General features: G+C 67.5%; 13 protein-coding genes. 9 read left to right on the plus strand and 4 right to left on the minus strand.

Going from position 1 to position 14,249, the window contains the following annotated elements:
• Window positions 1–7: 7 nt before the first annotated feature.
• Window positions 8–1,669, minus strand: a complete 1,662-nt coding sequence (locus ACGFY5_RS04180) for an SCO2525 family SAM-dependent methyltransferase (RefSeq protein ID WP_392717126.1) — start codon at window positions 1,667–1,669, stop codon at window positions 8–10.
• Window positions 1,670–1,692: 23 nt separating this feature from the next.
• Window positions 1,693–2,175 carry a GNAT family N-acetyltransferase gene (locus ACGFY5_RS04185; RefSeq protein WP_392717128.1) on the minus strand — a complete coding sequence of 161 codons (483 nt, stop codon included), beginning with the start codon at window positions 2,173–2,175 and terminating at the stop codon, window positions 1,693–1,695.
• A 391-nt stretch (window positions 2,176–2,566) separates the two neighbouring features.
• Between ACGFY5_RS04185 and ACGFY5_RS04190 the strand changes: the two genes are divergently transcribed.
• The 5 genes from ACGFY5_RS04190 (at window position 2,567) to ACGFY5_RS04210 (ending at window position 7,803) form a co-directional block, all read left to right on the plus strand.
• On the plus strand, window positions 2,567–4,402 hold the full coding sequence (locus ACGFY5_RS04190) for an SCO2524 family protein (RefSeq protein ID WP_392718643.1): 1,836 nt from the start codon (window positions 2,567–2,569) through the stop codon (window positions 4,400–4,402).
• A gap of 6 nt (window positions 4,403–4,408) precedes the next feature.
• Entirely contained in the window at window positions 4,409–5,320 is a 912-nt protein-coding gene (locus tag ACGFY5_RS04195; protein WP_392717130.1) for an SCO2523 family variant P-loop protein, read from the plus strand.
• Complete coding sequence (locus tag ACGFY5_RS04200; RefSeq protein WP_392717132.1) at window positions 5,317–6,285, plus strand: SCO2522 family protein; 969 nt, start codon at window positions 5,317–5,319, stop codon at window positions 6,283–6,285. Before ACGFY5_RS04195 ends, ACGFY5_RS04200 begins: the two co-directional genes overlap by 4 nt.
• Before the next feature lie 35 nt (window positions 6,286–6,320).
• Window positions 6,321–7,235 carry an SCO2521 family protein gene (locus tag ACGFY5_RS04205; RefSeq protein WP_392717134.1) on the plus strand — a complete coding sequence of 305 codons (915 nt, stop codon included), beginning with the start codon at window positions 6,321–6,323 and terminating at the stop codon, window positions 7,233–7,235.
• 232 nt (window positions 7,236–7,467) lie between these two features.
• Window positions 7,468–7,803: a hypothetical protein gene (locus ACGFY5_RS04210; RefSeq protein ID WP_392717136.1), complete on the plus strand. Its 336-nt coding sequence runs from the start codon at window positions 7,468–7,470 to the stop codon at window positions 7,801–7,803.
• Between the two features lie 75 nt (window positions 7,804–7,878).
• Here the strand turns inward: ACGFY5_RS04210 and ACGFY5_RS04215 are convergent, their stop codons facing one another.
• Complete coding sequence (locus ACGFY5_RS04215; RefSeq protein WP_392717138.1) at window positions 7,879–8,346, minus strand: MarR family winged helix-turn-helix transcriptional regulator; 468 nt, start codon at window positions 8,344–8,346, stop codon at window positions 7,879–7,881.
• A 55-nt stretch (window positions 8,347–8,401) separates the two neighbouring features.
• Here ACGFY5_RS04215 and ACGFY5_RS04220 point away from each other — a divergent pair, with 55 nt between their 5' ends.
• Together ACGFY5_RS04220 and rsmI are read left to right on the plus strand one after the other, a co-directional pair.
• Window positions 8,402–9,583 carry an FAD-dependent monooxygenase gene (locus tag ACGFY5_RS04220; protein WP_392717140.1) on the plus strand — a complete coding sequence of 394 codons (1,182 nt, stop codon included), beginning with the start codon at window positions 8,402–8,404 and terminating at the stop codon, window positions 9,581–9,583.
• Window positions 9,580–10,431, plus strand: a complete 852-nt coding sequence (gene rsmI / locus ACGFY5_RS04225) for a 16S rRNA (cytidine(1402)-2'-O)-methyltransferase (RefSeq protein WP_392717142.1) — start codon at window positions 9,580–9,582, stop codon at window positions 10,429–10,431. Before ACGFY5_RS04220 ends, rsmI begins: the two co-directional genes overlap by 4 nt.
• A 284-nt stretch (window positions 10,432–10,715) precedes the next feature.
• On the opposite strand, the gene ACGFY5_RS04230 is transcribed toward rsmI, so the two are convergent.
• Window positions 10,716–11,393 (minus strand): hypothetical protein, encoded by a 678-nt coding sequence (locus tag ACGFY5_RS04230; RefSeq protein WP_392717144.1) that lies wholly within the window; start codon window positions 11,391–11,393, stop codon window positions 10,716–10,718.
• 106 nt (window positions 11,394–11,499) lie between these two features.
• Between ACGFY5_RS04230 and metG the strand changes: the two genes are divergently transcribed.
• Together metG and ACGFY5_RS04240 are read left to right on the plus strand one after the other, a co-directional pair.
• Window positions 11,500–13,290, plus strand: coding sequence for a methionine--tRNA ligase (metG, locus tag ACGFY5_RS04235; RefSeq protein ID WP_392717146.1), 1,791 nt, complete (start codon window positions 11,500–11,502; stop codon window positions 13,288–13,290).
• A complete protein-coding gene (locus tag ACGFY5_RS04240) occupies window positions 13,287–14,117 on the plus strand; it encodes a TatD family hydrolase (protein WP_392717148.1) in 831 nt (276 codons plus the stop codon). The genes metG and ACGFY5_RS04240 overlap by 4 nt, the downstream gene beginning before the upstream one ends.
• Window positions 14,118–14,249 lie beyond the last annotated feature (132 nt).

Genomic DNA, 14,249 nt, shown 5'->3' on the forward strand with positions numbered 1-14,249 from the left:
AAGTGGCTCAGAAATCGGTGGATATCGCGTAGGAGATGCGGTCGAGCGGCCAGTTCGACTTCTCTGGGTCTCTCCGGAGGGCCGGCAGTGTCAGCGCCAATCGTTCGAGTAGAACCTGCGCCTCTTCTTCGACCCCTGCATATGCCGTGCTGAGCAGCGAGAGAGTCCGATCCGCTATGAAAGGGGCAGCATCCGTGCGAAGCCGGACCACCGGTGGAAGCTCCCACCAGTACCGCGGCAGCGGTCTCCCGCACCAATCGATCGGTTGGCCGACGCCTGCACCGAGGTCGCCTAGAGCGCCGAGTCTGAGAAGCTGCCAGATCGCCGCCAAAAAGGGACACGACCAACTGAAGGTCCAGTCTGTGCGGCGACGAGTGCGGGTTCGGCCGTGACGTTTCGTTGAACTACGGCGCGCTTTCGGATCGCGTAGCTTCTCGGCTTCCGCGGCCGAAGCCGCCAAGAGTTCCTCCAGCAGCCTCGCGATCGGAACCGAACCGCTTCGCGCGCAGCCGGATTCGCGCGCGATGTAGTCGATCTCGACGCCGCTCTCGTCTGCTGCTCGGAGCAGCATGGGAATCACCGTTGAGGGTGAACCGACATTCAAGAAATAGTCGTCGATGAGTAGGCACGTGCTGATCACCGGTGCGCCGGTCGAACAATCCTGCAGGGACAGGCTTTCTGAACTCATCTTGATACGAGCCGGTGAATGCCGGAGCTTGATGGCCATCGCCGCCACACCTCCCCGAAAATCGATCTCGCTGAAATGTGCTAGTTCCACCGAGAGGTCCGCGCGTAGCGGCGGAGGTGGTTCGACGACTCCGGTCAGAGCAATCGGAGTAGTATCAACGCGAGCACTTGTCCGAAATCTTCCTTCGGTGACACCGAACGGCTGTGCGGGGTCAATGCTGGTGGAATGGACGTCCTCCCATGTGGAAGGAGGAGCTGCGTCAGTTCTCGTGCGTCCCAGAGTCAACAGCATCCCCGAGTAACCCGCGCGGAGCGGTTCGCCATGGATATCTATGCGAATGGTATTGCAGTCTGCCAAGTTCGAGAGGTAAGCAGACACCTCGTCGTGGCCAACGGGGCAGGCAGGGTAATCGCGATGACCGACGCGGTAGCCAACCGAGTTCTCCATGAACCCGATCGAGAAGGGTGCGCCCGGTTGTAAGGAACGGAGGAACCGGTTGACGGCGACGTAGAACTCGTAGTGCAGGGGCGTTACGGACTCAGCGACGAAGAACATCGTCCCGATGTCCCACTTTTGCTCCGGGAGTTCGAATACCGTTCCTTCGGTGACCTGGACTGACCCGGCCATCCGAGCCCAAGGTGGATCATACCGCTGGTAGGCGGAATTCTCGCGCAACACCGACCAGCAGTCGCCCCATCGGGAAGCGGGAGTTCCGAGCTCTTGTTTCAACCACTGCCGTGCCGAGCTGGACGGTTCAATGAGTTCTACTGAATCACAAAAGGGCAGCATCGCGAGGGCGGGGTAGAGATTAGATCCGGGTCCGATGTCGACACCATGCCGGCGGTCGACGTTCGCATTGGCGAAGAATTCACGCAGAGTCGCGAGAATATGACGGTCTTCGACGCGAAGGATCCGATAATTGTGCTCGAAATAAGAGTCGGGATCAAAATCCTGCCACGGAAAATCAGAGTTGCGTCGCATGAACTCTCCCGGAGCCTGGAATGCTATTTCAGCCGAGCCGCAAGTAGCAAACGATGTTCGCCCGGGCCGAAGTAGTCGGACATGCTCGATGACTGGAGGTATCCGCGACGCCGGAAAAGGCATTGTGATGGAATATTTCCCGGTCGCACGGTGGTGCGTGCCTCCGTGCATCCGCGACTCCGTAAGTGTTCCTCGGCGACTGCGAGGAGCTGATTTCCGATGCCGATCCGGCGGTGCTCGGGAAGTACTGCGATCGACAAGATCCAACCGCATGCGACCCGGTTGCCGTCGGGCACGGCTATCGCATATCCGACGACCGCGGTACCACGACCAGCGATGAGAAAGCTATTCGTAAAGATCTCGCCCAATTGGATGATGAGAAACAGTGGATATCGATCACCGTCGAAGCACTCTTGCTCGATTTTGTGTACCGCAGGTGCATCTTCGATTCGATAGCCGCGAATGAAGTGGTCGGCTTCCCCGAACCCGTCGTCGCCGTAGATCACAGGTCCTCCCGTGCTGCCCGGATGTTCGGACCATAGCGGCTCGGAGATTGCGATTGGGACGGTCTGGGTGTTTTACGGATGTGGTGGGTGTGAAGAGATCTTCCTTCTGTGAGGCTGATAGCCGCTCAATGCACGCCTCGCCAGGGTGCGCACGCACCTCACGGCGACGGGCAGCGCGCAGGAGCGGTTGTCGCCTACGCTCAGCCGCATGGAAAGTTCGACCGTCCCGCCTCCATGGCTTTCAGTGTCGGAGTGATGCACTAAAGTCGGCCGATGTCCACTCGGTCACTGATTATGATCGCTGTGCTGGTTGTTGGCACGCCCTATGTCCACATCTCTTGCAGTAGCGTGCAGACGATATGGCGAGGAAGGCGGCGATGTCTCGGTGAGAATGCAGCCCAGGCAGCAAATGCTGGACATCTGGCGGGCGGTGGCGCGCTTGGGTGATGATTGGGAATGGGGCGGCCGGGACGGGCGCAATTCGGTCTCCGATGCCGAACAATTGCTCTGCCTGATGTATCCGGCGTCGCTCGTCGACGGATTCCAACTCGATCGGCCCGACGACACCCACCCCGATGTCCTCGCTGCGCTCCGCACCATGGGCGACAGCATCGAGATTCCGCGGAAGCTCATCCGCGTCCTGATCCAGTACATGCGCACCTACACCGACGAGGAGGGTGCTCCCGATTTCTCCGGGGGTTCCTATTTCCGCGCCGAGGATCCGGACGAGAAGGTCACCGACGAGCAAGGCAAGCTGCACGTCGTCGACTCGTACTCGATGTCGGTCACCCTCACTCTGGCCACCCTGGGTTTCCTCCGTGTCTTCCGTACCCGAGTGACCCGCGCAGATCTGCGATCGCAGGTCGACGAACTGGAGAAGCTCGCCAGCATCCGGCTGAGCGCGGCGATGATCGGTCTGCTCCGCAGCTTCACGGTCAACGCGTTCGGCCAGGGAACGCCGCCCTGGCGGACTCTGGTCACCACGGTGAGGCGGCGCGGGCAGTCCGACGACCGGGTGGTCTCCGAGCTGCAGGAACGCCTGCAGGAAGTGCGTGCCGGGCTGCGCGACCTGTCGATCGGGTCCGGCCTCATCGAGCTCGACAACCCGAACCTGCTGTTCGAGTGCGGCTGGACCTGGGGCACCGTGCTCGACGCGCCCACGATCGACACCACCGAGCCGGTCGGCGCCCAGGGGAGCGGTCTGGCCGAGCGGCGACCGCTGCTCTACTTCACGACGATCGCCCTCGCCGGAATCGTCGACCTGACGTCCGAACGCACCCGCGTCCTGCGCATCCTCAACGAAGAGCAGCAGCGGCTGGCGGCCGCGCTCCAGCTTCGGTACGACCTCACGCGGTCCTACTGGGCGACGGTCGCCAGTTCGGAGGCCAGTTCCGACGGCGGACCCCTCGGTGACCGCTGGCCGCTGGAGGAACTGCCGTGGCGCACCAGTGACGGCGAGGAGTCCGACTACTTCAGCCTCCTGGTGACGTCGCTGGTCACCCATGACCTCTCGAAGCGCAACGCTCCCGACAGCGATCTGCGTCGCGTGCTGTCGGTGCTGGAGGAATTGAGCAGCCGGGGCCGCGTCACCCGGCGGGCCCTGGCGAACGACGCCGCGCTGCAGCTGCACACGCCCGGTGTGCCGCTGCTGCTCGGCGGTAGCGAGGGCGAGACGAACCCCCGCCTTACCTGGGTGGTCTCGGACTTCTCGGTCATGCTCCTCAAGCGGGTGGTGACGCTGGCCCTCCAGGCGCGCAGCCCGGAGTTGCGCAGTCAGCTCACCAACCTCGCCGACCAGGTATGGGACCACTTGAACAGCCGGCGGCTCGACGACGGCGGTGCGGGCGCGCTTTGGGACCAGCCGGCGGCGTCCTTCGGGACCGGAGCCGAGTTCACCTCGCCGTCCTGGTACCACACCGAGCGCGTCATGGAATGCCTCGTGCTCCTCGCCGACCTGGTGTTGGCGCCGCCCACCCGGAGCCAACGGCTGTTCGAGACCGCCAGGGACAAGATCGCCGAGGCCGAGCAGCTGTTCGATCGGGAGATCTTCGCCGGCTCGCTGGACGCGGGCCCGTCGATGCGCGGAAGCATGCAGGAGCTGCGTGCCCGCTTGCGGCGGGCGCAGCGGGTGCTCACCGAGAAGCCCGGCACGGCGGACGCGCTCGCCTCGGAAGTGCTGCGGCGGCTGGACGAGTTGGCCGCAGCCCAGCAGAGCGCGATGGAGTGAGATGCCGTGATCGTCTTCGCGACGTCTGACAAGGGCGGCACGGGCCGCTCGGTGACGCTGAGCAACCTCGCATACCGACAGGCGCTACGAGGCGCGGACGTCTGCTACGTCGACTTCGATTTCGGCTCGCCGACCGCGGGCGTGATGTTCACGATCAACGAGGTCGCCCGCGGGACGACGTCCGGCGGCACCCATTCGTACCTCGGAGGGGCAATCACCGATCCGACCCGGCGGGACGTGTGGACGGCGACCGACCGGGACGAGCTCCGGGAGCGGCCACGGGGCGCCGGTCGGCTCGTCCTTCTGCCGGGGGACAGCGGCGGCGGCGAGTTCTCCCGCCAGCCCGACGACACCGAACGGTGCGCGCGGCTCTTCCGCAAACTGAACGAGCAGTTCGACTTCTGCCTGGTCGACCTGAGCGCGGGTCGGTCGTACGCCACCGAGCTGGTGCTGCGTGCGCTGCTGATGCCCGAGCTCGCCACGGCCGAGAGCCGCTGGCTGGTGTTCCACCGCTGGACCAGGCAGCACATCATCGCCGCGGCGGGGCTGGTGTTCGGCGAGCACGGCCTGCTGGCGAACGGGGCGGGTGATGCCGACGGCCGGCTCGGCGACGTCATCCGCTTCGTGCGCACGGCCGTCGTCGACCCGGACTCGCAGCATCTGGCCGGGCTGCGTCCGGCTCAGGTCGCCTGGCTGCGCTACTGCAACCGGGAGCTGGCGGAACTGGCCGGTCGGCACAAGCTCGGCCGCACCAACACGCTGGGCAGCATTCCGCTCGATCCGGTGCTCCAGTGGCGGGAGCAGCTGATTCTCGACGACGACGTGTTCGCCAGGCAGGTCGCGAACCGGGCGACGATCGACGCGTTCGAAGAACTCGCCGACCGGCTCGCGGACAAGGAGAGCTGGGAGGGCCTATGAGTACGGTCGAGGCCTCGTACGGGGAGGCGACCGCGCGACAGAAAGTGCGATCGGTACCGCTGTCGCACCTGTCGATCGAGCTGGGTCACCTCTACCGCGAGAACTCCGACCTGGAAGGTCCAGGGCTGGCCCGGCACTTCGCGCGGGTCGCACCGCAGGTGGAAGCCGCGAAGCTCCTCTACGCGCCGGCGAGCGGCAAGCCGGTGCGGATGAGCACCTGCTATCTCATCGACGACTACTTCACCGAGTTCCAGTCACCGGCAATCGTCATCCCGGCCCTGCAGGAGGCGGCCGCGTCCGCCGGGCTCCAGATCGACTACCTGGCCCGCGAGGCGGGCTGCGCGTTCGCCGACGGCATCGATCTGGCGTCGTTGGTGGAGCGTCGGCTGGTTCCCGAACCGTCGGCGGGTGCGGACGGCTCCCGGCCACCGGTCACCCAGACCGGTTGGCTGAGCAACGGCCGCCGTTCGCCGGTCGGTGGCGAGGCCATGGGGCGGGTGCCGCGGTGGGGTCCGCCGGAGGAGAGCTCTGCGCGTCGGCATTCGATTTTCGTCGACGTCGAGCTGTGGAGCGAAAAGGACGGCCACCGTACGTGGTCGTCCCCATTCCTGGCTGCGGTCTGGCAGCTGCTGCGGTTGGGAATGCTGCGGTTCCACGGTTCTCCTGTGGCTCAGCCGCAGCCGGTCGACCTGAGCCTGATTCGGGAATGGGACGAACTCCCCGCGGTCATTCAACTGACGCCGGAACCTGCAGCGTTCAGCGCGTACCAGACGTTCTCCGTGTTGTCCGGCCGCTTCCTCTCCGTCGAACACGCGGTGCGCGTGATTCTCGAGCAGGTGAGTGTGGACGATGCGGTGATCAACGAGATAGCAGAGCGTAGTCAGCGTGAGGGATTCGTTCTTCCGCCCGAAATCGTGCGGCGTATCAACTACTTCCTGGATGGGAGTATCGCCGGTGATCCGTGAGCCGGCCTGATCTCGGACCGGGGGCGGAAGTGTTGATGTTCGGCGAAGTGCACACAGAGCTTCTGCGGAATTCGGCTTCGGTATCGAATGCGTCGGCCAAGCGCATTTTGTCGTTCCGGCTGGGCGACGACATCCGGACATCGACCCGACCGACGTCCTATGCGGTCTCATCCGACCTCTACGACGGGCTGGATTGCCGAGTCGGCGGCGCCACGCGGCAGCGCGGTGTGGGCACCGCCGTCTCGTTCGCGTCGATCACCGGTGGTCAAATCGCTCAAGCAGTAACGATGACGTCGATCTCGCATGGAAAGAACAATCGGCGGATGCCGTGGTCCTACTACCTTTCCAGGCCCGGACAGGTGGAGACCATGGGAAACGAACCTGTCTGGGCGCAGATAGCGGACGGATGGGCAACCGCCGACAAAGTCGGCCCGAATCTCGGGGCGATCAGTGACCGGCTGCTCGACACCGTGCAGATGTCTCCACAGCTGTCCGGCGCCGCGGCGGTACGTCGAACCGGGCGCGCCCGCCTGAGGTGGGTGTACACGGGGACCGCGCAGCCGCTGCGGCTGAGCTTCTCGCTGGAATCTGACGACCTCCGGTTGCTGCGGCTGTCGGGCGGAAACCTGAGCCCACGCGCGGCCGCTGACTTCTGTGCTGATCTCGCGCTGCACGACTGGCTGCTCACCGCGCTGATGGAGGCGATCGAGCGCAGCAGGCTGGAATCCGACGACGGGACTGCGGCCGTGCAGAAGCTCCGGCCGGTGATCGTCCACCTGCTGCACCACTGGATGCCGGCTGCGCGTCTCGACGCCGAGGGCAAAGAGCTGTGGTGCGGGCTCGACGAAGCGGCTGGCCTGAGTCGGCAGTGGGAGAGCCTCGTCGCCCGGGTCCGCGACCAGCTGGCGATCGGCCTCCTCGGCGCCGTCGCGCAGCCGGATAGAGCATGAGTCGGGACGCAGTTGAGAGCTCGGGCGCGTCCAATGTCCGGATCGCCCGCCGAATTCTTGTCTCCCTCGCGAGGGTGAGGACCGCGACTGGCTGATCGGGCTGACCGACTGCACGCGGTCACACATCGACGCCACCAGCTTCGCCACCGTCGACGCGGGTGGCGACAGCTTCAGCGACGGCTCCTGGCGGACACCGCTCGGTCGCCGCTGCCTCAAGGCATAGAGCGACGCCGTGCACGACCGTGGCGTCGTCGTGCGCCGGATCTTCATATTCGATAAGCCGGACCTCCACACGGATTCCGATTTCTGCGATATCTGCGCGATGCAGGTCGAGGCCGGAATCGACGTCCGGGTGTTGGAGCACGGCAAGATCACCCAGTCGCTCACCGGCCTGAGCGACTTCATTCTTTTCGACGGTGGCGTCAGCTACGAGACGGTGGCTTCGGCGAGTCAGCGCGCGTTCGCGCTGCCGTCCATCCTCAACACGAAACTGGCGCTCGACATCGGACAGATCCGCAAGCGAGTCGCTGATTTCGAGTATTTGTGGTCGCTTGGCGATCCGGTTTGAGGGGCGAGGCGCATTGCTTTGCGTGACCACGATGGCCTCGCGATCACGGTCGTCGTTCGGGAGCTCCCACGCAACCTACTGATCGGGCGATGGGATCCGCGTCGCGGCGTCCTGTTGGATCTGCGACGCTTCGCGAAGGAAGCGCGCGATCGCCTGCATCTCCTCGACGCTGAACGTCTCGTACAACTGGTGCAGCTGCCTGCCCAAATCGAGGAAATGCGGCCCCATCACCGCCATCTGCTCGTAGACCAGCTCCACCAGCACGCTGCGCCGATCGTTCGGATTCGGCACGCGTCGCGCCAGCCCTTTGCGCTCGAGCCGGGCCAGCAAGCCGGTCACCGACGCCGGCGCCAACCCTGACCGTTCCGCCAACTCGCCGGCGGTCAGCGGGCCGAAGCGCTCGATCAGGTCGAGAGCGCGCTGGTCGGAGGCGCTCAGCCCGGACAGCGCCGCCACCGCCGTGTGGAAGAGCACGGCGGCAGTGGCCAGCGCACGCCCACCGTTGTCCAGCTCCCGCACGAGAGCCTCTCGCTCCGTTGACATGACCGTCATACTAACTTTTACTTAGTTCGGCCGAACGAAATAAACGGAGGCGGTCATGAAGGTGTTGGTCATCGGCGGCGGCGTCGCGGGGTCCGCGACGGCGATCGCGCTGCACTGCGCGGGCATCGAGGCGGAGGTATACGAGCGGCATCCGGACGTCGCCGACGAGGTCGGGCTCTTCCTCACGTTCGCCGGGAACGGCATCGACGCGCTCACGGTGCTCGGCGCCGCCGACCCGGTCGAGGAGGCCGCGTTCCGCACGCCGCAGATGGTGATGCAGAGCGGCACCGGACGCCTGCTCGGCTCGATGTCGAACGGTGACGCGAGCCGGACGATCCGCCGTGCGGACCTGTACCGCGCGCTGCGCGACGAGGTGGTGCGGCGCGGCATCCCGATCCACTACGGAAAAGCTCTGGTCGACGTCGATCAAGCCGCCAACGGCGTGCGGGTGCGGTTCGCCGACGGCACCGACGCGAGTGGGGACTTACTCGTCGGCGCCGACGGGCTCCACTCGCCCACGCGCACGGCGATCGACCCCGCGGCCCCGGCACCGCGGTACGTCCCGGTGCTCAACACCGGCGGCTACGCCCGCGGGGTGCACGTCGATTCCGAGCCGGGGACGTTCACGATGGTGTTCGGCAAGCGTGCGTTCTTCGGGTACGTCCCCGCACCGAACGGCGAGGTCTGGTGGTTCGCCAACCCGCCGTACCCAACTCCGCCGTCGGCGTCGGAGCTCGCCGACATGAACGCTGGTGACGCGTGGCGTCGACGTCTGCTCGAGCTCTACGCCGACGACCACACGCCGGCCGTCGCGCTGATCGAGGCGAGCACGAACCCGATGACCGGATGGGCCACGTACGACCTGCCGGCCGTGCCGCACTGGTACCGCGGCCGGGTGGTGCTGGCCGGGGACGCGGCGCACGCCACGTCGCCGTCGTCCGGGCAGGGGGCGTCGATGGCGATCGAGGACGCCGTCGTGCTCGCCAAGTGCCTGCGTGACGTGCCGGACGTGTCGTCGGCGCTCGCGGCGTACGTGGACATCCGTCGGCCGCGGGTGGAGCGGATCGTGAAAGTCGGGGCGCGGACGAGTTCGATGAAGGTGGCCGGGCCGGTCGGGCGGGTGATGCGTGACGCGATGATGCCGGTGTTCCTGCGGATGGCGTCGCGGATGATGAACACCGAGTGGATGCACCGCTATCACATCGACTGGGAGGAGCCCGTCACACTGGGCGGGTGAGTGATCAGGGACGGATCGTGCTGGCCGGGGTGCCGCTCGGAAATGTCGGCGACGCCACCGAACGGCTGCGGGACGCGCTGGCCACCGCGGACGTCATCGCGGCCGAGGACACCCGCCGAGCGCGGCGACTCGCGTCCGACCTCGGGGTGGCGCCGGTCGGCCAGATCGTCCGCTACGACGACGTCACCGAGGTGCGGCACACCGACGGCCTCCGTGACCGGGCGGCCGCCGGGGCCACCGTGCTGCTGGTCACCGACGGTGGCATGCCGAGCGTCTCGGACCCCGGCTACCGGCTGGTCGCCGCCGCCATCGCGGCCGACGTCCCGGTGAGCGTGCTGCCCGGGCCTTCGGCGGTCACCACGGCGCTCGCGTTGTCGGGGCTGCCGAGCGCCCGGTTCTGCTTCGAGGGGTTCCCGCCGAGGGAGCCGGGAAAGCGGCGCAGCACGTACGCGGCGCTCGCGCAGGAGCCCCGCACGCTGGTGTTCTTCGAGTCGCCGAAGCGCATCGGTAAGTCGCTCGAGGACGCGGCCGCGGCATTCGGCGCCGACCGCCCGGCAGCGGTGTGCCGGGAGCTCACGAAGACGCACGAAGAGGTGCGCCGCGGAACGCTGGGCGCGTTGGCGGAATGGGCCGCGGGTGGGCTGCTCGGTGAGATCACGGTCGTGGTCGGGGGAGCGCCGCCCCCAAGGGCCGACGACGTGCCGGAGCCGGCGGAACTCGCGCGTCGGGTCTCGCTCGCGGAGGCGGGCGGGCTGGGGCACACGGACGCGATGCGGTTCGTCGCCAACGCGGTCGGCGTTTCGAAGAACGTCGTCTACGACGCGGTGGTAGCTGCTAAGCGTAACTAAGAGTGATATGCACTGGGCTGCTGACCCGTGGCAGCTCGACTGGGCGCTGACGGCGGCCGACGTCGCTGGTGGCGTAGTTCGCGCCGGTGTTCGCGGCCTGGCTCGGGGTCGGGTACTCGTCCGGTTTGGCGCACATGCTGCTCGCCTATACCGCCGTGACCACGGCGCGCCGTCCGGAGAACCGGGTGGTGGCCGGTCTCCTGATCGCCGCCGCGATCCTGCAGATCGCGCTCGCGTGGTGGTCGCCGCTGGTGAGTGTTCCCGGGTGGCCTTGGAGCGGAGCTTCAGAACAGGGCGGCGACGACGGGGAGCAGGGCGAGGAGGGCGGGGCCGCCGAGAGAGACGGCCCAGAGCGTCGTGACGCGCTGCTTCCCCTCGCGACGCAGGCGCGGAACACCGGTCGCCGCGCCGACCCCGAAGCCGCACAGCAGCACCAGGACGAATCCGAGCGCCCAGCGCAGGTTCAGCCCGGCGACCGAGCCGGCATAGGCGACGTCGTCGCCGTCCAGCATCCGCGCCTCGACGGTCGTCCCCGGCTTCCGGTCGGACGGGTCGACGTCGGCCAGCCGCACGACGTCGGTGCCGACCCGGCCCTCGCAGCTGGTGTCACAGCGCACCACGGTGACGGTCGTCTTGACCCCGACACCCTGCGCGAGCCAGAACGGCGCCGCGCTGACCCATCCGAAGAACGCGGCGACCAGCCCGAGCGCCAACGCCGCCGCGAGTCCCGCGGCAGGTGGGCGCGGGTCCGGGGCGTTCGGTGCGGGGAAGCTTTCGCCGGAGACGACGGGCCGGGGCTCCGGGGCGGCGGGCCGTTCCGCGTCGAGGCGGTTCCGCAACACCAGTGCCAGGCCCTCGTCGACGTAGCGGTCCGAGCCCTGCGGTGGGCCGGGTGTGGTTTCGTTCGCGGGTGTGGCGAGCGTCGGCACCTCGGTCGACAGCGCCTCGTTGCTGATACTCACGGAACAATTGGAACCCGATCCGCGCCCGTAATGCCGGATAGCTCCGGTATTCGGCGTGGCGGCCCGTGCGGGAAAAGCTGTCCTACCGACGCCCTAGGCTTAGGGCATGACCCGTCACATCCTCACCGCGGTCGCGTGGCCCTATGCCAATGGTCCGCGGCACATCGGCCACGTCTCCGGATTCGGCGTCCCGTCCGACGTCTTCAGCCGGTACCAGCGCATGGCGGGCAACAAGGTTCTGATGGTCTCGGGCACCGACGAGCACGGGACGCCGATCCTGGTACAGGCCGAGCAGGAGGGCGTCACCGCCCGCGAGCTCGCCGACCGGTACAACCGCGTGATCGTCGACGACCTGCAGGGCCTCGGGCTCTCGTACGACCTCTTCACCCGCACCACCACGCGGAACCACTACGCGGTGGCGCAGGAGCTCTTCAAGACCCTGTACCGCAACGGCTACATGATCGAGAAGACGACGAAGGGCGCGATCAGCCCGTCCACCGGGCGCACGCTGCCCGACCGGTACATCGAGGGCACCTGCCCGATCTGCGGTTATGCGGGCGCCCGCGGCGACCAGTGCGACAACTGCGGCAACCAGCTCGACCCCACCGACCTGATCGAGCCTCGCTCGCGGATCAACGGGGAGGTGCCGCAGTTCATCGAGACCGAGCACTTTTTCCTCGACCTGCCGGCGCTGGCCGAGGCGCTCGGCTCCTGGCTGCAGACGCGCACCGACTGGCGGCCGAACGTCCTGAAGTTCTCGCTGAACCTGCTCGACGACCTCAAGCCGCGCGCGATGACCCGCGACATCGACTGGGGTGTCCCGGTGCCGCTGCCCGGGTGGGAGGAGAACCCGAACAAGCGGCTCTATGTCTGGTTCGACGCGGTCATCGGGTACCTGTCGGCGTCGGTGGAGTGGGCACGGCGGTCGGGCGAGCCCGACGCGTGGAAGGCATGGTGGTGCAACCCCGAGGCGTCCTCGTTCTACTTCATGGGCAAGGACAACATCACGTTCCACTCGCAGATCTGGCCCGCCGAGCTGCTCGGGTACAACGGGCTCGGAGCGCACGGTGGTTCGCCGGGGGAGTTCGGCAAGCTCGAACTGCCCACCGAGGTCGTCTCCAGCGAGTTCCTGACGATGGAGGGCAAGAAGTTCTCGTCCTCCCGCCGGGTCGTCATCTACGTGAACGACTTCCTGGAGCGCTACGACGCCGATGCGCTGCGGTACTTCATCGCGGCGGCCGGCCCGGAGAACCAGGACACCGACTTCACGTGGACGGAGTTCCGCCGGCGCAACAACGACGAGCTGGTCGCCGGCTGGGGCAACCTGGTGAACCGGTCGATCAACCTCGCGGCGAAGAACGTCGGTGCGGTGCCCACACCCGGCACGCTCACCGAGGCCGACGCGGCGCTGCTCGACACGTCGAAGGCCGCGTTCGCGTCGGTCGGTGCGCTGCTCGAGCGGTCGCGGTTCAAGGCGGCGATCGGCGAGGCGATGCGTGTCGTCGGCGAGGCGAACAAGTACCTATCCGATCAGGCGCCGTGGGCTCTGAAGGACCCGTCGACGCACGAGCGGCGCGACACGGTTCTGCACACCGCGCTGCAGGTCGTCGACGACTGCAAGGCTTTGTTGACGCCGTTCCTGCCGCACTCGGCGCAGAAGGTGCACGAGCTGCTCGGGGATACCGGCGTGTGGTCGGGGTCGCCGGAGGTTCGGCAGGTGTCCGAAGAGGGCGGTCCGGACTACCCCGTCATCCAGGGTGACTACGCGGCGGCGTCCGCGCGGTGGGCGTCGCGGCCGATTGAGGTCGGGCGTCCGTTGGCGCCGCCGAAGCCGGTGTTCAAGAAGCTCGACGAGTCGATCGTGGACGAGGAGCTGGCGCGGCTGGGGGGCGAGTGAGCGGCCGCTCCGGGGAAGCTCCTCCCTCGCCGGAGCCGCTCGCGGTGCCGGTGCTCGACAGCCACACCCATCTGGACATCCAGGGTGGTGACCCCGCCGCGGCCCTTGCCCGGGCCGCGGCGGTCGGGGTCGCCCGGGTCGTGCAGGTGGGGTGCGATGTGCCGTCGTCGGTGTGGGCGGCGGATCTTGCCGCTGCGCATCCGTCGGTGGCGGCCACCGTCGCACTGCATCCGAACGACGCGCCGTCGCCGGTCGGGGCGGCTGATCTCGATGCTGCACTCGCGGAGATCGAGAAGCTGGCCGCTCGGCCGGAGGTGCGGGGGATCGGTGAGACCGGGCTGGACTTCTACCGCACCGGTCCCGAAGGGGTGGCGGCGCAGGAGAAGTCGTTCCGTGCGCACATCCAGTTGGCCAAGCAGTACGACAAGGCGCTGGTGATCCACGATCGGGACGCGCACCACGACGTGTTTCGGGTGCTTTCGTCGGAGGGTGCGCCGTCGCGGGTGGTGTTCCACTGCTACTCCGGGGACGCCGAGATGGCGCGGCGGTGCGCGGACGCCGGGTACGTGATGAGCTTTGCCGGCAACATCACGTTCAAGAACGCGCAGAACCTGCGGGATGCTGCGGCGGTGGCGCCGCGGGAGCTGCTGCTCGTCGAGACCGACGGGCCGTTCCTGACGCCGATGCCGTACCGGGGTCGGCCCAATGCGCCGTACCTGATTCCGCTGATCGTGCGGGCGCTGGCCGAGGTGCGCGGCGACGACGTCGACGAACTGGCCGCCGCCATCTGGTCCACCGGCACCAAAGTCTTCGGCCCACCCGCCTAACCCCCGCCAGCCAGGGCGCGCGCGCCCTGTGCGCCCCGCGCCCTGTGCGCCCCGCGCCCTGTGCGCCCCGCGCCCTGTGCGCCCCGCGCCCTGTGCGCCCCGCGCCCTGTGCGCCCCGCGCCCTGTGCGCCC

This window comes from Cryptosporangium sp. NPDC048952 (assembly GCF_043197895.1).
In the GTDB taxonomy this organism is placed as follows: domain Bacteria; phylum Actinomycetota; class Actinomycetes; order Mycobacteriales; family Cryptosporangiaceae; genus Cryptosporangium.